Origin of the sequence: Clostridium sp., assembly GCF_021443865.1 — a bacterium.
In the GTDB taxonomy this organism is placed as follows: domain Bacteria; phylum Bacillota; class Clostridia; order Clostridiales; family Clostridiaceae; genus Clostridium.
In genome coordinates this window covers 1-18,785 of the sequence record NZ_JABUTB010000027.1, presented here as the reverse complement: position 1 = coordinate 18,785, position 18,785 = coordinate 1, and the positions used below count along the sequence as shown (strand labels likewise).

21 protein-coding genes and 1 pseudogene are annotated in these 18,785 nt (G+C 28.2%); all 22 read right to left on the bottom strand.

Annotated elements, in window-relative coordinates:
• Nucleotides 1-164: 164 nt before the first annotated feature.
• Nucleotides 165-587 (bottom strand): flagellar assembly protein FliW, encoded by a 423-nt coding sequence (gene fliW / locus HUJ77_RS06130; RefSeq protein ID WP_291707695.1) that lies wholly within the window; start codon nucleotides 585-587, stop codon nucleotides 165-167.
• 12 nt (nucleotides 588-599) lie between these two features.
• Entirely contained in the window at nucleotides 600-1,595 is a 996-nt protein-coding gene (flgL, locus tag HUJ77_RS06125; protein WP_291707694.1) for a flagellar hook-associated protein FlgL, read from the bottom strand.
• 11 nt (nucleotides 1,596-1,606) lie between these two features.
• Nucleotides 1,607-3,442: a flagellar hook-associated protein FlgK gene (flgK, locus tag HUJ77_RS06120; RefSeq protein ID WP_291707693.1), complete on the bottom strand. Its 1,836-nt coding sequence runs from the start codon at nucleotides 3,440-3,442 to the stop codon at nucleotides 1,607-1,609.
• Nucleotides 3,443-3,463: 21 nt separating this feature from the next.
• A complete protein-coding gene (gene flgN, locus HUJ77_RS06115; RefSeq protein WP_291707692.1) occupies nucleotides 3,464-3,874 on the bottom strand; it encodes a flagellar export chaperone FlgN in 411 nt (136 codons plus the stop codon).
• Nucleotides 3,875-3,876: 2 nt separating this feature from the next.
• Nucleotides 3,877-4,149 carry a flagellar biosynthesis anti-sigma factor FlgM gene (locus tag HUJ77_RS06110; protein WP_291707691.1) on the bottom strand — a complete coding sequence of 91 codons (273 nt, stop codon included), beginning with the start codon at nucleotides 4,147-4,149 and terminating at the stop codon, nucleotides 3,877-3,879.
• 194 nt (nucleotides 4,150-4,343) lie between these two features.
• Nucleotides 4,344-5,480: a flagellar motor switch phosphatase FliY gene (gene fliY, locus HUJ77_RS06105; RefSeq protein ID WP_291707690.1), complete on the bottom strand. Its 1,137-nt coding sequence runs from the start codon at nucleotides 5,478-5,480 to the stop codon at nucleotides 4,344-4,346.
• Nucleotides 5,473-6,465: a flagellar motor switch protein FliM gene (gene fliM / locus HUJ77_RS06100; RefSeq protein ID WP_291707689.1), complete on the bottom strand. Its 993-nt coding sequence runs from the start codon at nucleotides 6,463-6,465 to the stop codon at nucleotides 5,473-5,475. The genes fliY and fliM overlap by 8 nt, the downstream gene beginning before the upstream one ends.
• Nucleotides 6,466-6,481: 16 nt before the next feature.
• On the bottom strand, nucleotides 6,482-6,880 hold the full coding sequence (locus tag HUJ77_RS06095; protein WP_291707688.1) for a chemotaxis protein CheW: 399 nt from the start codon (nucleotides 6,878-6,880) through the stop codon (nucleotides 6,482-6,484).
• A 22-nt stretch (nucleotides 6,881-6,902) separates the two neighbouring features.
• Nucleotides 6,903-7,262 (bottom strand): response regulator, encoded by a 360-nt coding sequence (locus HUJ77_RS06090; RefSeq protein WP_291707687.1) that lies wholly within the window; start codon nucleotides 7,260-7,262, stop codon nucleotides 6,903-6,905.
• Between the two features lie 14 nt (nucleotides 7,263-7,276).
• Complete coding sequence (locus HUJ77_RS06085) at nucleotides 7,277-7,876, bottom strand: chemotaxis protein CheC (RefSeq protein WP_291707686.1); 600 nt, start codon at nucleotides 7,874-7,876, stop codon at nucleotides 7,277-7,279.
• A gap of 14 nt (nucleotides 7,877-7,890) precedes the next feature.
• Entirely contained in the window at nucleotides 7,891-9,909 is a 2,019-nt protein-coding gene (locus HUJ77_RS06080) for a chemotaxis protein CheA (RefSeq protein ID WP_291707685.1), read from the bottom strand.
• Nucleotides 9,910-9,922: 13 nt separating this feature from the next.
• Nucleotides 9,923-10,687, bottom strand: coding sequence for a protein-glutamate O-methyltransferase CheR (locus tag HUJ77_RS06075; protein WP_291707684.1), 765 nt, complete (start codon nucleotides 10,685-10,687; stop codon nucleotides 9,923-9,925).
• 8 nt (nucleotides 10,688-10,695) lie between these two features.
• Complete coding sequence (locus HUJ77_RS06070; protein WP_291707683.1) at nucleotides 10,696-11,274, bottom strand: CheB methylesterase domain-containing protein; 579 nt, start codon at nucleotides 11,272-11,274, stop codon at nucleotides 10,696-10,698.
• Between the two features lie 15 nt (nucleotides 11,275-11,289).
• Nucleotides 11,290-11,781, bottom strand: a complete 492-nt coding sequence (locus HUJ77_RS06065) for a chemotaxis protein CheD (RefSeq protein WP_291707682.1) — start codon at nucleotides 11,779-11,781, stop codon at nucleotides 11,290-11,292.
• Between the two features lie 5 nt (nucleotides 11,782-11,786).
• On the bottom strand, nucleotides 11,787-12,233 hold the full coding sequence (locus HUJ77_RS06060; protein WP_291707681.1) for a chemotaxis protein CheW: 447 nt from the start codon (nucleotides 12,231-12,233) through the stop codon (nucleotides 11,787-11,789).
• A gap of 13 nt (nucleotides 12,234-12,246) precedes the next feature.
• Nucleotides 12,247-14,007 (bottom strand): flagellar assembly protein A, encoded by a 1,761-nt coding sequence (locus HUJ77_RS06055; protein ID WP_291707680.1) that lies wholly within the window; start codon nucleotides 14,005-14,007, stop codon nucleotides 12,247-12,249.
• 92 nt (nucleotides 14,008-14,099) lie between these two features.
• On the bottom strand, nucleotides 14,100-14,915 hold the full coding sequence (locus HUJ77_RS06050) for an aminotransferase class IV (protein ID WP_291707679.1): 816 nt from the start codon (nucleotides 14,913-14,915) through the stop codon (nucleotides 14,100-14,102).
• A gap of 14 nt (nucleotides 14,916-14,929) precedes the next feature.
• Nucleotides 14,930-15,568, bottom strand: coding sequence for an HAD-IB family hydrolase (locus HUJ77_RS06045; RefSeq protein ID WP_291707678.1), 639 nt, complete (start codon nucleotides 15,566-15,568; stop codon nucleotides 14,930-14,932).
• Nucleotides 15,569-15,688: 120 nt separating this feature from the next.
• Nucleotides 15,689-16,882, bottom strand: a complete 1,194-nt coding sequence (locus HUJ77_RS06040; protein WP_291707677.1) for a pyridoxal phosphate-dependent aminotransferase — start codon at nucleotides 16,880-16,882, stop codon at nucleotides 15,689-15,691.
• A 14-nt stretch (nucleotides 16,883-16,896) separates the two neighbouring features.
• Nucleotides 16,897-17,718: a PHP domain-containing protein gene (locus HUJ77_RS06035; RefSeq protein WP_291707676.1), complete on the bottom strand. Its 822-nt coding sequence runs from the start codon at nucleotides 17,716-17,718 to the stop codon at nucleotides 16,897-16,899.
• A gap of 106 nt (nucleotides 17,719-17,824) precedes the next feature.
• Nucleotides 17,825-18,139, bottom strand: a complete 315-nt coding sequence (locus HUJ77_RS06030) for a DUF1292 domain-containing protein (protein ID WP_291707675.1) — start codon at nucleotides 18,137-18,139, stop codon at nucleotides 17,825-17,827.
• 208 nt (nucleotides 18,140-18,347) lie between these two features.
• Nucleotides 18,348-18,785 (bottom strand): annotated as a pseudogene (locus tag HUJ77_RS06025) (pyruvate:ferredoxin (flavodoxin) oxidoreductase); the annotation flags it as partial.

The window sequence follows — 18,785 nt, the reverse complement described above, 5'->3', positions numbered from 1 at the left end:
AAAATTTAGAATGTAAAATGAAGAATTATTGAAGTAATTTGAAACAAATTACAAAAATACTTATGTAAACTCCTAAAGGAGTTTATTCCTCAATTTTACATTTTTCATTATTAATTTTACATTGTGCGCTAGCACCTATATTTTAATTATAGATAAAATTTTTATTAATTAAATATTTTTTCTTTAATTTTGTATGTATCTTTATCTATTATATATTGTTCTGCCTTTTTGGTATTTAAATTAATAATTATTGGGGCTTTTAAATTTGCAGTTATTTCCTTCATATTTGAACTTAAGGTAACTATTGAGTATAATAGCACCTCATCTGGAGATTCTATTTTTAAATTATTTATTATTTCCTTACTTAAATCTATTTCATATTTATCATTAACCAAAAATGGAGAAATTAAAATAAATCCTATTTCTTTATCTTCTATTGATTGAAGTATGCTAAAAGGACTATCTTCTCCCACTTCTTTAATAATAAAGCTCTTTAAATCTTGAAATCCTGGAACTCCCTTTTCGAAGGTAATTATTTCATCTACTTCATATACTATTGTTCCATGTATTGGTGATAATATTTCCATATTCCTCTTCTCCTATCTTAGGAAATCCAAAAGTGATGGTTGTATAATCTTTGCACTTACTTGAAGTGATGCCATATACACACTTTGTGCTACTGTTGCTTCTATATTTTTTTGTGCAAAATCTATATCTTCTGTTTGGGATAGAATATCTGTTAAATTAAAGTTTTGCTCATCATTTTGATCCCCTGCAGCTTCCATTCTGTTTTGTTTTGCACCTACTTCTGCTCTAATCTTTAAAAGATTTGTTATGGTTTCATCCATAGATTTTAAATATTCATTTGTTACCTTACTGCTATTATCAGGGTTTTCAGAGTCTATATCATCTGTAATTCCTTTTAAAAGATCCATTACATTTAAAGATACACCCTTTTTATCTTTAAACAATAGTATATCAGTAGCTGATACACTATATTCCATAGTTACTCCTTGAGAAATTTCTACATTTAGCTTTTTACCAATCATATTAATTTGATTTTGAACACTTTCATCTAAGTTATCCAATGAAAGAACTTCTCCTTCATTTCCTGATAAATTAATATAATTGTTTTTAGTTTCTATATTTCTACTACTTGCTACAGGCTTAGAATTAACTTTAGTTCCTCCAAATATATATTTTCCATCAAAGCTTGAATTAAGTATTTGAGTTATTTCATTTACTTTTTCATTCATTTCATCCTTTATGGCTTTCTTTTCATCACTACCATAAGCTGCATTACCTGCTGATATCATAAGTTCTCTAAATCTTTGAAAACTATTTCCTAATTGTTCTAAAGCTGTATCTGTTGTGTCTAACCAATTTGTAGTATCTTTAATATTTTCATTATATTGAGAGTTAGCTCCAATATCTCTACTTAATTGCATACTTCTTGCAACTTTAAAAGGATTATCAGAAGGTCTCCTTATTTCTTTTCCAGAAGTAAGCTGATCATTTATTTTTTTCATATGATTTTGATTTCTACCAAGATCTCTTAAGAAGCTTTTAGACATCATTTGATTTGTAATTCTCATTTATCTTCCTCCTACCTCTTTAAGCTATTTATTATTACATCAAGTAATTCATCTACAGTTGATATTATCTTTGCATTAGCATTGTATGCATGTTGAAACTGTACTAAATTTGCCATTTCTTCATCTAAATTTACACCTGAAACTGAAGCTCTAGTTTCTTCTATGCTATATAGTAAATCTTCTTGGTTAGTAACCATTCTTTGAGCTTCCTGTGCTTGAACTCCAAGTCTATCTATGGTGTCTTTAAAATATGAGTCCATCTTCATTCCTGATGTACTATTTTCTACTTTTAATCCATTATTAGAAAGTGTATTTCCACCCTTAGATTTATCGAACATATCTTTTCTAGATACTACAGTTTCATTTATATCTTGAATTCTAATTAATGAATCTCTAAGCTGAGCAATTGATAGTGCTCTTGCTCCATCTCCATCCCCATCCATATTATTTTGATGAGTATATGCAAATAAATCATCATGGGTTCTAGTTTTTATCTTCATTACATCTTCAAGAATTTCTGTATTCATAGAAATATTTTTTGCAGTTATTTCTTCCTCACCCTTTAAGGTTTCATCTAGATTTGAAAGCAATCCATTTGTTCTATATTTAGCTATGTCCTTATTAACAAAGTAAGGTAAATAATCTTTATCCACTACTCCAGTATTATTTAATGGATCTTCTATTCCACTATGGATAGCATTAACTGAAAAAGCTAAGGATTTAGCTAACTTATTTAATTGATTCATATAATCTTCAATATCTCTTTGTACAGATACTAATCCACTTGTACTTCCTGTTTCAGGTTTAAATACCATAAGTTCTGAATAGCTTACAGTATCTCCATTTCTAATTGGATATCCGTCTCCTCTAGCTGCTTGTCCCGTCTTATCTGCCCATATTATTCTATTATCTTTAATTTCCTTAGCTTGCTCTGGTGTTATTCCAGATATTTTTAATGTTTGCTTATTATTTTCACTATCCATGTTACCATTTTTATAGTATGTAACTATATAAGTTCTTCCCGACAAATCATTTCTATCTTGCTCAACATTTGTCACATAAGAAAATCTTGATACATCTCCATTTGGGCTTGAATTCACTAACAATGAAGCCTTCATACCACCTACTTCAGTAGGCTTTACATCTATACCATTAAACTCTCTTTTATCTACTTGAATGCCAAATTTGTAGCTTAATTCATCTAATAATAAATCTCTTTTATCCATTAAATCATTAGGAGCATTTCCTGATACAGTAACACTTATAATTTCTTGGTTTACCCTATCTAATTGTTCTAAAATACTATTTACTTCTGTAACTGTACTCTTTAGCATATCTTGAGTATTACTTTGAAGATTTTCAAGCTTAGTATAAGTAGCATTTAATCCATCAGCTAAGGCTGCTGATTGTTGTGCAACTACTGTTCTAGAATTTGAACTATTAGGTTGCTTTGAAAGTTCTTGAAAGGCATCAAAAAACTTTCCCATTAATGTTGATAATCCTGTATTAGAAGGTTCATTAAATACACTTTCAACTTCATATAAGTAATTACTTCTCATATCGTACTTTCCAAGTACTGCATTTTCCCCTCTAACTTGATAGTCTAAAAAACTGTCCCTAACTCTTTCAATTGCTTGAATTTGAGCTCCTGTTCCAAGTTGTCCTGCTTGAACTGATGATCCCATAGAAGTGCCTCCGAAAGGCCTACTAGTTTCTATTTTTGCTCTTTGTCTTGAATATCCAACTGTATTAGAATTAGCAATATTATGCGAAGTTACATCTATACTTTTTTGTTGTACATTCATTCCCCTTTTAGCTATATTAAATGTGGAAAACAATCCTGACATAATCTTTCCTCCAATTTCTCATTACCTTCTTACACTTCCATAAGAATTATAAGTAGTTACATCTTTCTTTGGATTTATTAAATTAAGCATCTTATTAGTAAAACTTAATTGCTGCTTTATTAATAATTCATTTGTATCCTTTTGTAATGTCATTTCATTCAATAATTTTTGAATTTTTCTATATAAATTATCTAAATCATTACTATTTGAGTTACTTATATAATCCCTTATGGAAGTATTACCTAAAATTCTTCTCCTATTTACTTCAACTTCTGCTACTTCTTTGTTTTTTAGTTTTATTTCTTCCGCTACTGCTTCCATTCCAAAAATATCTTTTCCTAAGATAAGTTTGTATTGTTTATCTAGTAAGGCTAATAATTCCCTTAACTTTTCTTCTTCTAAAGTAAGAACTTCCTTTAAATTACTTACCATTGTTATTTCTTACCTTTCATTTCTTCTAATATTCCTCTTGCGATAAGTCTAGCATCATAAGAATATGTTCCATTTGAAATTTCATTTTTTACTTCCCTAACTCTTTTTTCATTATTATAATTATTATCTATGGAATAATCCTTTAAAGCTTTAGAAGCCTCTGATATTTCTATTCTGTCATATGCTTTTTCTTTTTCAATCTTATCTATTTTATTAGAAGTAACTTTGTTATAATAATTAATTCCATTTGTATAATTAACTCCTTTTATATTCATAATTCCCTCCAACAATATCTTATATGGTATTTATCGTTTTTCTCGCCTAAAAGTTTAGTTATTCTAATTAAAAAATCAATAAACTTTAGTTATTATGTTTATATAATTAATAAATATAGTGTAAGAAAAAAGAAGCTGTATAAACAGCCTCTCATTAAAAATTTTACATTATGCCCTGTACACCATATGTATTACTATCTTAAAGATTTTATTCTTTCTGCTCCACTAACAATGCTTGTTATTCTAACTCCAAAATTCTCATCTACCACTACTACTTCACCATAGGCTATTTTTTTACCATTTACAAGTATTTCTACTGGTTCTTCTGCTAATTTATCTAATTCTATTAAAGAACCTGTGCTTAAATTTAAAATATCCTTTATGCTTTTTTTAGTTCTTCCAAGGACTACTGAAATTTCTAAAGGAACGTCTAATATTAAGTCTATATTCCTATGAGCTTCTCCCTTCATACCTTGAGATAAGGATTCAAAGCTAGCATCATGTACTTCAATAGATTTTTCTTTTATAGAATTTTCCATATTCCCCTTTTGTGCTGATGTTACTGCTGCTTCATTATATCCAGAATTAATGGGCTCTGAAACAACTTCATTTTCTGCAAATACATTATTGTTTTCTACATTAACATCCACTTTAGCGTCCTCCCTTTCATATGATTCTTCTCCCATCATAATAGAAACTATTTTTTTCGCTGTATCTAAAGGTAATATTTGCATCATATTAGATTGAAGTAATCCTTCTATTGTTAAATCAAAACAAATTTCAACTATTTCCTCATCTTCTGGTATTGATTCGGAAACTTTTTCATTTATTTCTTTCCATATTCTTGATTTAGGTGGAGAAATATTTACTTCTCTATCAAACATGGTTGCCATTGAAGTAGCTGCAGATCCTATCATTTGATTCATTGCTTCTTGAACCGCACTAACTTCTATTTCAGACAATTCCGTTGTAGAAACTACTCCTTCTCCCCCCATCATAAGATTTGCAATTACAGCAGCATCTGTAGTTTGCATAATTAAAATATTTCTTCCTGTTATTCCAGAAGTATATTCTACATCTAATATAATATTAGGATAATTAAAACCATCTTTTATATTTTTTAAAGTAGTTACTCTAACCTTAGGTGTTGTAATATTTACTTGTTTATTTATAAGCTGATATAATGCTGTAGATGCTGACCCCATAGATATATTACCTATTTCTCCCAATAAGTCCTTATCTATTTCTGTTATTGTTTCTGTTATTGTTTCTTCCCCTGTTCCCTTTAATAATGAATCTATTTCTTCCTGAGATAAAAAACTGCTACTCATTCTCAATCACATCCTTATTTAAAATATCTAAAATTTCAATTCCCATATTCTTTCCTATAGATCCTGGTTTTCCTATAAAACACTCATTTCCTTCTACAAATACTTTAACTGGATTACTACATTGAGAATCTAATATTAAAACATCTCCATTAACAAGCTTTAAGAAATCATCTATTGTTATTTCTGTTTTACCTAATTCTGCATACATATTTACTTCTACAGGTTCAATTCCCTTTTTCAGCTTTTCTTGTGATTCATCATTTAGTTCATCATCAGTTTTAAACCAATATTGTACAACTAGCTTATCTAGTACTTTCTCAACACTTAAATAAGGAATGCATAAATTCATATATGTATTACTTTTTCCAAGCTCTACTAAAAAGCTAAGTAAAGCAACTGGTTCGTTAGGTGCTAAGGTTTGATTTGCTGATGGATTAGTTTCTAATAATTCAAATTCTGGTTTTACATCTAATATTCCATCCCAAGCCATAACCATAGACTTTATCATCTCAGTTGTTATATTTGATATTATATTTTTCTCGATTTCTGAGAATTCCTTAGATTTCTCATATCTTTGTCCTGTACCACCTAAAAGTATATCCAATATTTGAAATGAAAATTGTGGATTCATTTCAAGCAATAGATTTCCTTGTAGTGGATTCATTTTAAATATTGTTATTATAGTAGGATTAGGAATAGAGTGAACAAACTCCTCATAGGTAATTTGTTCCACACTTTGTATTTCAATTTTCACATGCTTTCTAAGTTGCCCTGAAAGATAGTTACTTACTATCCTTGCAAAGGAATCATGAACCATTTCTAATGTCCTTATATGGTCCTTTGAAAACTTTTGTGGACTTCTAAAGTCATATTTTTTAATTTTATGCTTTTCTTCTTTATCCTTTAACTGCTCTGGCTCAACATCTCCTGTAGATAAGGCAGAAAGAAGAGCATCTATTTCACTTTGACTAAGTACCTCTGCCATTTCTATCCCTCACTTTTTACTGATTAAGTAATCTTTCTATATTTATTAGAGTCAACAATTTATCTTCTAAATTTATTATTCCTTTTATATTAGCTTCAGTACTATGAGTTTCTAATTTTTGAAGCTTATTTTCTTCAATATCTATAACCTCTTCTACTTCATCTACAGTTATTCCTAACTCTTCTTCATTAGCCTTAAGTATAATAATATTATTTTGCTTTTTATCTGACTCAATATTAAGTAACAAATTTAAATCTACTAATGATTTTATACTTCCTCTTAAATTAATTAACCCCTTTATATAATTAGGAGCTTTTGGAACCTTAGTAATATTCATCATATCATTAATACTTAATACTTTATCAGCTTCCACAGCGAAATGTTCTTCTCCTAATTTAAATATTACAAATTGCATTCAATCTGCCTCCTAACTTTATTTAACCAACAACCTTCCTAATAGCTTCTAAAACTCTATCTGCTTGGAAAGGCTTTACAATAAAGTCCTTTGCTCCTGATTTAATAGCATCCATTACCATAGATTGTTGTCCCATAGCAGAGCACATAATAATTTTTGCGCCTGAATCAAAAGCTCTTATTTCTTTTACAGCTTCTATCCCATCCATATCTGGCATAGTTATATCCATAGTTACAACATCAGGTCTTTCCTTTTTATATAAGTTAACTGCTTCTATTCCATTGCTAGCTTCACCTACTACTTCAAAACCATTCTTTTGTAATATGTCCTTTATCATCATTCTCATAAATGCAGCATCATCGACTATTAAAACTCTTTTCATTTTAAACCCTCCAACTATTTTATTCCTAGTGATTCTAATATTTTTTCTAATGATCCAGGAGAAGGTACGAAATAAAAATGTCCTTGAATATTATTTTCTTCTTCTCCCATAAATAAAGTTTCTATATCTAAAACATATTCTTGATATTGTCCTGTTTCTACAAATGTAGATACAAGTATAGCACTTATCATATCATTTACTACTGCTGGTACTGAAGCTGTTACCTTTAACCCAGTAAAATCAGCAATAGAATTCATAAATGAAGATGATATAATATTTCCTATTTCTCCTATTACGGAAAATCCCATTTCACTTAAAGTATCTTCTTGTACTAATGTCATCTTTGATATTATATTAAGAGCGACTTTTTCATCAAATATATATAAGACACTACCAGCTATATCATCTAAGATTTTCACTAATACTGCTACTACTTCATTTTCTTTATAGCTATTGAATAATTCATCAAAAGCTATTAAATTCATATTTGGAACTGACATATCTATCTTTGTTCCAAGAAGAATTGATAATGAAGTTGCTGCATTTCCTGCTCCTATATTAGAAACTTCTTTTAACGCATCTAATTGAAATGAACTTAAATTTTGGTAGTCCATAAAACTCTTCCCTTCTATATTAATGCTGCAACATCAAGTATTAATGTTACTAATCCATTTCCTAAAATAGTAGCTCCAATATATTCTTTTAAGGATTTTAATGACTTACCTAAAGGCTTAATTACTATTTCTTGCTGTCCAAATAAGGAATCTACTAGTAATCCTACTGTTCTTTCTCCTACTTTGACTATAATAATAAACTTTTTATTACTATCTTTACTTTCTATATTTAATCTTTCATTAAGCCTAATTAATGGGATTACGTTATCTCTATAAACAATAACCTCTTCACCATTAGTCTTTTTCACTCTTTCTTCTTTATAATCTATAACTCTATCTATAAATCCTAATGAAATCGCTAATGTTTCATCCCCTATCTTAACAAGTAAGGCCTGAATTATTTGAAGAGTAAGTGGTAATTTAATAATAAAACTTGTCCCTTTATCCTTCTCACTAACTACGTCAACTGTTCCACCAAGAGATGAAATTTTACTTTTTACTACATCCATTCCAACTCCTCTTCCTGAAATGTCTGTAACTATTTTATTAGTGCTAAATCCTTGAGCGAATATAAGATTTTTTATATCACTATCGCTTAGTCCTTCTGTATTTATTCCAATTTCTTCTGCTTTTTCTTTAACTCTAGCAACATTTATACCAGCACCATCATCACTTACTTTAATTAATGCTTTAGTACCCTCCTGATATGCTACAAGCTTAATTGTTCCAATAGGATCTTTACCATTTTTTATTCTTTCTTCTTTGCCTTCTATTCCATGATCTGCTGCATTTCTTAAAAGATGAATTAAAGGTTCCCCTATTTCATCTATAACAGTTCTATCTAACTCTGTTTCTGAACCTTCTATTACAAAATTAATATCCTTTTTAAGCTCCACAGACAAATCTCTTATCATTCTAGGGAATCTATTAAATACTACTTCTAATGGTAACATTCTAATTTTCATAACTAGATCTTGTAAATCGGAAGTTGTTCTTTCTACTTGCTCTAAAGTTTCAATTAGTTCTTGTGATTTATCATCAATAACTATTTGTTCTAATCTAGTTCTATAAATTACTAGTTCTGATACCATATTCATAAGCCTATCAATTCTTTGCAAGTCTACTCTTACTGATTGATGAGCTTTTTTTGAAGAATTATTATCCTTTTTAATCTCTTTTGGTTCAATAATTTGGCTTTCTACTTGAACATTTTCTGATAACTTTTTAACTTCATTCAATAAATCTTTATCACTTACTGTAACTTCATTAAAATCATCTACTTCCACATAAGATGTTTCTACTTTATATACTTCAGAAACATTAGTTATTAATCTTTGTATATCTTCTTTAGAATTTCTTGTCACTATAACAAAGATTAACTCTGTATCAAACTGTTCATTTTCAATATCCTCTGTAGATGGAAAAGATTTAATTATTTCCCCTTGAGATTCTAACTCTTGTACTATTAAAAATGCTCTAGCAGATTTTAGTAAAGTATCTTCTCTTAAATATACTTTTACACTTATTCCATTATATTCATTTTTTCTAGCCTGCTTAATAACTGATATATCATATTCATTCAAGGCTATGTTAATTGAATTATTAATTTCATTTAAGTCATTAATTTCTGTGTTTTCTACTTCATTTAAATCCTCTATTTTTGCTACTTTCTCTAATGCTTTAATGATATTTAAATACTCTACTTCCTTTTCATTTCCTTCTTCTATATTACTTACCATTCTCTCTAGTGTATCTAGACAATCAAATAATACAGTAACAACATTTCTAGTTACTTTAAGTTTTCCCTCTCTAAATTCTGATAAAACATCTTCCATTTTATGAGTAAGCTCTGCTATATTATTAAACCCCATAGTTGCTGCCATCCCTTTAATAGTATGAGCTACTCTAAATATTTCATTTAGTTTGTCTATGTTATTGGGTTCTTGCTCTAAAACTAATAATGATTCATTTAAAGTTTGTAAGTTGTCCATTGATTCTTCCAAAAACATAGTCATATATTGAGATACATCCATATTATTCACCCCTCTATACTTTCTTATAAACAAAAGTAGATACTTTTTCTAAATTAAAATCCTTATAATTATATATACTTTCTGTGGCCCCCACAAATAACATTCCACCTTTTTTTAATGAATCTGAAAACTTTTTAAATATTGCTATCTTAACATCATTTTTAAAATAAATTATTACATTTCTACATACTATTAAGTCGAAATTGTTATCATATTTATCTAATATTAAATCATGGCTTTTAAATGTGACCATTGACTTAATTTTTTCATTTATAACATACTTATCATTTTTTAAATTAAAATATTTCCTTTTAAAAGCTTCATTTACATTTTTCATTTCTACAGATTGATACTCTCCAGCTTTAGCTTTTCTTAAAATATTTTTATCAATATCTGTTGCCAATATATCTGCCTTTAGATTTGGACTTATATTATCAATTATCATAGCTATGCTATAAGGCTCACAGCCCATAGAACAGGCAGCACTCCAAATTTTTAGTCTTGAAATATCTTTGCTATATTCTCTTATAACTCCCTGTAACTCAAAGAATAATTCTGGATTTCTAAAAAATTCAGTAACATTTATAGTTATAAAATCTAGAAATTTTTCTCTTTGTTCCTTATTAGATAAAAGAATTTGTTTATATTCATTTAAGGTTTCTATACCATTTCTTGTCATTAAGCTTCCTATTCTTCTATTTAACTGTTCAGGCTTGTAAGCATTTAAATCTATTTTAAATTCTTTATAAATCCAATTATGAAAATCTATAAATTCCATATATACTCCTAATTTTTCTTAATTAAATCTTTTATCTTGGAAGCTATATCCTGCAATGGAAGCACATAATCAACACATCCAGTTTCATATGCACATTTTGGCATTCCATAAATTACCGAACTTCTTTCATCTTGAGAAATCGTTATTCCCTTATTCATCTTTACAACAATTGTTCCTTCTGCACCATCTTTTCCCATACCTGTAAGTATAACAGATATAATCCTATTTCCATAAACTGATGAAGCAGATATAAACAGTTTATCTACTGCTGGCCTAACACCCCATATTGGTTCTTCCATATTCAATCTTATAATTCCAGTTTCCTTAACTGTCATATGATATCCCCCTGGAGCTATATACACTTTATTTTTTTCTATCCTTATACCATCCTTAGCTTCTAAAACCTCTAAATAACATTTCTTATTTAACCTTTCAGCAAAGGATTTAGTAAAACCACTAGGCATATGCTGCACAATTAATACTGTAGCATTTAATTCCCTAGTTAATTTAGTTATTATACTTTCTATAGCCTTTGGGCCACCAGTAGAGGCTCCTATTAATATTATATCTTTATTTTCATTCCTCAATACTGAAAACCTCCTTTAGAGATTCTTTAAACCACTACCAATACTTCTAATCATTACTAAGCCATCTTCGCTCTCTACAATCATAGTCCTGCCCTTATTGCCTCCAATATCTTCTCCCATAATAGGAATGGATAATTTCTTTATAGCATTAATAGTTGCTTCTCCATTTCTTTTCCCTATGTCACTAATAACTTTTTTATCTGAAAAATTAAACATGGATGCTCCCCCTGCTATTTTTGCTATAATATTTTCCTTCTTACATCCATAAGTAAGCATTTCATTAAATAATATTTCCACACCTAAATCCGCATATTTTAACGGATTTACTACGTTTTTAAATTGTTTACTATCTGGTAACATAATATGTACTAATCCTGCGATTTTTTTTTCTCTATCATATAAAGCTATTCCAACGCAGGATCCTAAACCCATTGTAATTAATTTATCTGGGGAGGCTACTATTGCACTATCTGCTATTCCAACTCTAACTTCTTTTTTGTCATTCAAGAATTTCACCCCTGAAAAATAATTTCTTCTTCTTCAATTGTCAAAATTTTCTCTAAGTCAAGCATTATTATTATACTTTCTTTCTTCTTTATAAAGCCCTTTATATATCTTTTTGAAATTAAAGTTGCAATACTTTCTGGATTTTTAATTTCGTCATCTAAAACACTTACTACTTCACTAACACTATCAACTAAAATCCCAAATTTACCATCATACCTTTTTACAACAATTATCTTCTTATCTAATGAATTTTCCATTTTTAATTTAAATTTGTCTACAAGATTAATAATAGGTAAAACACTATTTTCATAGTTTATTACTCCATCTAAAAAGCTTGGAGAATCTGGAAGTATGGTAGGTTCTTCATATCCTAAAATTCTCTCTACCTCCATAATATCAGTTGCATATAATTCATTCCCTAATTTAAAAACTAATATTTTTATTTCTCTCATTTTACATACCCTCCTATAGAAGTAGCTTATCAACTACTAAGTTACCATCTTTTTCAATATACACATGAATATTTTTTGATGACTTGTCCAAAATATACTTTTTATTCCCAATTACAAAAGTAGTATTACGATAAGCAACATCAACATAAATCTCTCCATGCTTACCTACTTCTAAAATTGTGATTACTCCTGAATCACTACCAACTATAGAAGCCCTTATTAACTCATCTGCTTTTAAATATCCACCTCTACAAATTACTCTATCTGTTGTAAATACAATACTCTTAGTAGCATATAATTCGCTTGTAAATAATCCTCTTCCAGATATATTAATATTACCAACTACATTAATTTTTGATTCTTGAGCATACTCCATATTTAAATTGGCTTCAATAATAACATCTCTTTCTAACTCTATAAGTTCTTCCTCAATGCTATTAAGTATCTTTTCCAATTCAGAGATATCTTTAATGCTACTTGGTGCAGATCCTAAAAGTTTAGATTTTACTAATTTCACTACATCTGATTCCTTTGCCTCGTCTTTTGCTGCATTCGCTATAATCTTAATTAGTATTTTAGATAAACCTTTAAACTTCTTTTCTATTATTGACTTAATCAATAATCCAATAGATAAATTATCTCTTATTAAATTATTACTCTTTAAATACTGTAAATTTGACACTAAAGAAATTAATATTTCTTTTAATTCTTTTAAGGTGTTAATTCTATCATTTTTTATTAAATTAGTTCCTCCAATCTTTATATTAGAGTTAACTATATTTCCTAAGATATTACTTGAATTTTTAGCCTCTATTTCGCCACTAAAGACCCCACCTCGTATTAAAAGACTTCCTCCAGAAATCACCTTCATACCTTCAGTAACTTTGCCATTAATCTCTACATTAGCTGGGAAATTTATATTTCCAGTAGAAATAGTCACATCCTTATTTAAAATATACTGTGGTTCTACCCACACTTTATTTTTACTAAAATTCGGTTTTCCATCAATGGTAGCTATAATTAAATTATCATTTAATGTTGTTCCATTTCCTGCTGAAAAGTTACTCTTTTTCTTTGGTTTTCCAGGAATGACTTCATTAAATATATTTACTCCATCTATTCCCTTTTCTCCTTTTATAATTTCGGCCAATAAGTCATTAGCTTTAACACTTGTTATAGTATTAAATGATCTGTAATCTATTTTTTCAGTTTCTTCATAGTCTCTATTGTTGTTATTAAAAAATATATTAATCTTATCTTCTATAGGTGGTGTAGGAAGCTTTCCCCTTGCTATTAACAAGTTTTCTGCTTCCTGCATGGTTATTATTTGATTTATGGCTTCTTCATCTACCCCATAAGAGATTTTCATTTTCTTTAATTCAAAAATTAAATCTTCTTTAGTAATATTAGGAGGTGCTTCCCCCTCCTCTTCTATTACTTCTAAGGATAAACTATATACTTCATCCATATCTTTTAAAATGTATTTTTTTGCCCCTTTACACTTTATTGAAATATAGGCTTCCATTTTATTTTTACTGTAGTTTATTTCAATACTTCTCTCATATTCTGTTTTTACTTCCCTAAATTCAATTACATCTTCCTCTTTAACTTTTGAAGGCCTAGTTACAACTTCTCCATTTATATAAAGGCCTTCCTTTAGTGGTGGAACAATTATAGGAAAATTACCATTTCCAATGGGATTTTTCACTATTATTTTATTTTCTTTTACACGAACACTTCCATTTTCATTTGTTATTATTTCATTTTCACTCATTTATAATAGTTCCCCCTTTTTATTTTAATCACTATAATAAATAATATCATAATATTTCATTATTTTGAATTATATTAAATTTATGGTAATAGTTATTTTCTAAATTTTTCTATATATTTTTCTATTTCTTCATTAAATTCTTTTATAAGTAATTGCATTATTTTATTATCAATTCTTAAATTAATGTTATCTACAGCTGATATTGGAAGTATTTTAGGTGATGTTCCAGATATAAACATAGCATCAAAATTTTCAATATCCTTATAATTAATATTTTTTTCTTCAACCTTTATTTCTAGTGATTTTGCAACAGCTATTATTCTTCCTCTAGTAACTCCTGGTAATACATCTTCTAGTGGTGATGTATACAGAACATCGTCTTTAATCATAAAAATATTTGATTTGCTTCCTTCTGTTATATATCCCGAATTATTTACAAGTATAGCTTCAAAAGCAGAAGCTTTATTAATTTTCTCAGTAACTTTCCCTCTAAAATTACTATCTACTACCTTTGCGTTTGGATTAGTTCTTTCACCATGAAATAATATAGTCTTTACTCCTGTTTTATATAAATCCTCACTTGGATAATTATGTTTTATACTAAATACTTTCATAGTATCTGTCTTAACATCAAAGGTAAGCTTTATATTTCCATTTTCTATTCCATTTGCTTCAATTAATTTAGTTAAATATTCTCTTACTTTATCGTAATTATAAGAAAAAGTTTTTTCCATTAATCTAAAAGATGATTCTAATCTCTTTAGATGATCTTCATAAAATAAAGGAACTTTATTAATTACCCTTATTACTTCATAAATAATTCTCCCATTTTCTGATGAATCATTTGTATAGTTCTTAACAGACTCTAAATGACCATCCTCTAAGTAATAACTTAAAATTGCCTCCATATCTTTCCTCCTAGTTATTTCCACTTCAATATTTCAAAATTACTTTTCTTTTTATAATTAATTAAATATGCATTACCAACTAAATCTAAAAGAGGTTTGTCAGATAGTGAATCTGAAAACATATATGAATTTTTATAATCAATATCTATATTTTTCTCTTTTAAAACTTCTTTTAATCTTTTTACCTTTTCTTCTCCTTTACAATTCTCCCCATGCATTTTTCTAATGAATTTTCCACCATCCATAGAAAATCTAGTTCCAATTACCATATCTACTTCTTTTATTGCATAAAACTCATTTAAATAGAATTCTGGAGATGCAGAAATTAAATATATCATATATCCTTCACCTTTTAATTTCTTTATCATTTCTATTGCATCTTTATATAAAATTTTCTCTAATACATCACTATAAAATTCTTTAACTAAAATAGCCAAATCCTTTTCATCTATGTTATCTATAAATTTAAGAAAACATTCCTTTACTCTTCTTTCATCATATAATCCTATCTTATACATAATTCCAGAATAAATAGCTCTAGGTAAAAATCTAATATTTTTAAAGTCCTTAAATATTACATATTTATACAATTGCATTAATGTTTCTTTTCTCGTTATAGTATAATCTACATCAAATAATGCCAATTTCTCCATTTCTTTTTTCCTCCTATGATTGTCACAATTAAATTATATACTAAAATTTACTATTATTAAACAAAAAATATACTATTATATGTACAAAAAAATATGCTGTCCTAAGACAGCATATCTAATTTATTTTAATCTTTTTAAATAGTTTTCTAATCTATTTAATCCCTCTTTAATAACTTCTATAGAAGTAGCATAAGATAGTCTTATATAATCATCTAGGCCAAATGCTATTCCTGGTATTACCGCTACTTGTTCCTCTTCTAATAAGCTTTTTGAAAATGCTAAGGAAGAATCAATTAAATTATTTGATATAGATTTACCCAAGTATTCTCCTACATTAACCATAATATAAAATGCTCCCTTAGGCATAATATAAGAAATACCTTTTATTTTATTAAGTCTTTCTACCATATAATTTCTTCTTATTTTGAACTCTTCAACCATTTTATCGAGGCTGTCTTGAGGTCCAGTTAAAGCTTCTATTGCTGCATATTGAGAAATTGAATTAATATTAGATGTTACATGACTTTGAATATTACTCATTAATTTTGCTATTTCTTCGCTAGAAGCAGAATATCCTATTCTCCAACCTGTCATTGCATAAGCTTTAGATAATCCATTAATTACTACAGTTCTCTTATAAGCATCTTCTGATATAGAAGCTATGCTGATGTGCTTATCTTCATCATAAATTAACTTTTCATATATTTCATCTGATACTATTATTAAATCATTTTCTTTTGCAAATTCTGCAATTTCAATAAGTTCCTCTTTTGAATATATACTTCCTGTAGGGTTATTCGGACTATTTAATAATATTGCCTTAGTTTTTTCTGTAACTACCTTTCTTAAGTCCTGAATTTTATATTTATAATCATTGGCCTCTAAATTATGAACAAAAATTGGAACTCCGTCTGCAAGCTTTATAAGTTCTGGATAACTAACCCAATATGGAGTTGGAATAATTACTTCGTCACCCTTATTTAATATAGCAAAGAAAACATTAGCTAAACTTTGTTTTGCCCCTGTAGATACTACTATTTGACTTGGTTCGTATGACAATTGATTATCATTTTTTAACTTTGTACAAATAGCCTTTCTTAATTCTAAAACCCCACTAGTTGGCGTGTATTTTGTTTTACCATCCTTCATAGCATTTACTGCTGCATTTATTATATTTTCCGGAGTATTGAAATCAGGTTCACCTGCACTAAAGCTTATTACATTTATACCTGATTCTTTTAATGATTTTGCTACAGCTGTAATTTCTAATGTTATAGATGGACTAATTTCTTTTGCCTTAATAGATAAATCCATTGATATTCCCCCATTTACTTACTTAAGTTAATTAATTTATTTAATAAATTTTCATTTATTCCATAGCTTCCCATTGAGTTATCTTTTGTTCCTTCTTTACCATGAAAATCACTACCACCTGTAATTAATAACTTATGCTTTTTTGCTAAATTATAAAAATTATTTGTTTGTTCTTTAGAATGACTAGGATGATATACTTCTATTCCCCTTAATCCAAAAAACTTCAAATTTTTAATTATATTTTCTACTTCTAAGGATTTATATATTTGTCCAGGATGAGCTAATACAGCTATACCTCCTGAGTTATTTATTACTTGAATAGCCTCTTTATAACTTAGTTTATATCCTTTTACATAAGAATCCTTTCCTTTAACTAAGTGATTAGTAAAAGCTACTTTATAACTATCGTAATATCCTCTTCTAACCATTGCGTTAGCAACATGACTTCTTCCTACAGTAGAGTTTAAATCTACTTCTAAATCTTCAATATTTAAATTAATGCCTTCTTTTTTTAGCTTAAAAAGTATTTCATTAATTCTTTCTGCTCTTTCCTTATTTAGTTTATTTACAGTATTTATTAATTCTATATTATTTATATCTATGAAATAACCTAATATATGTAACTCCATTTCTTCAAATTCAGAACTTAACTCTATACCTGTTATGACTTTAATATCAGGATAACTCTTATTAGTAACATATTGAGAAGCAATACAATCATGATCAGTTATAGAAATACTTTTAATTCCTAATTTAATAGCATTATCAATTATTTCTTCAGGTGACATGCTACCATCTGAATAGTTAGAATGAATATGTAAATCTGCATACTTCATATTAACACCCTATTTCTTAAGTTTATATTAAGAATATATCACTATTAATATAAAATGACAATAAAAAGGATGTAAATAAAAAAAGACACTTTCGTGTCTTTTTATCCTATTCGTCGCCTAATTCTTCACTATAGAATTTAGATACTCTGTCAAATTCATCTTCTTCTGGAATTATTAATTCTCCATTTTCTGTTGATTTAAATAAGTATACTGAATCTTCGTTAGGATCTTGAGCTAAAATATATTCATTTTCTTCAAATTCAAATGCATCTATTATTGGACATGATATTACATTACCTTTATCATCTTCTAAATCTACTACAAAGTGTTCTTGATGATCTTCTCCACATCCACATCCATCGTTATGTTCATGTTCATGTTCGTGGTCATGACCACATCCACATTTCTTTTCATTATCCATTTTAATAATCCTCCTTTAATGAGATTAATATTCTCTTTAATTTTACCCTTATTTGCTAAAAAATAAAAGTAAAACCTTTAAATTTATTATATTATTTTTAATAAGTACTAAGGAATATGTTTTTTAAACTTAAAAATAGAATTAAATTATATTCCTTATATATATTAAATTAAAAAAATAAGGAGCTAAATAGCTCCTTATTTATAAACTATTGTTGTTCAGCTAATCTCTTGTAGCCTGCTAATCTATTCATAGCATCTTGTTCTGTCTTAGCAAATAAAGCTTCTGCTTGTTCTGGGAATGCTTTTGCAAGTGAAGCATATCTTACTTCTCCCATTAAGAATTCTCTGAAGCTTGCTTTTGGTTCCTTAGAATCTAATGAGAATGGATTCTTAGTTCCAATTAAGCTTGGGTTGTATCTATATAATCCCCAATATCCACATTCAACAGCTCTCTTAGATTCTTCTTGGCTGTTAGCCATACCAGTCTTAATACCATGGCTTATACATGGAGCATAAGCAATGATTAATGATGGACCGTCATAAGCTTCAGCTTCAGCTATTGCTTTAAGAGTTTGGTTCTTGTCAGCTCCCATAGAAATTTGTGCTACATATACATAACCATATGTCATAGCCATCATTCCAAG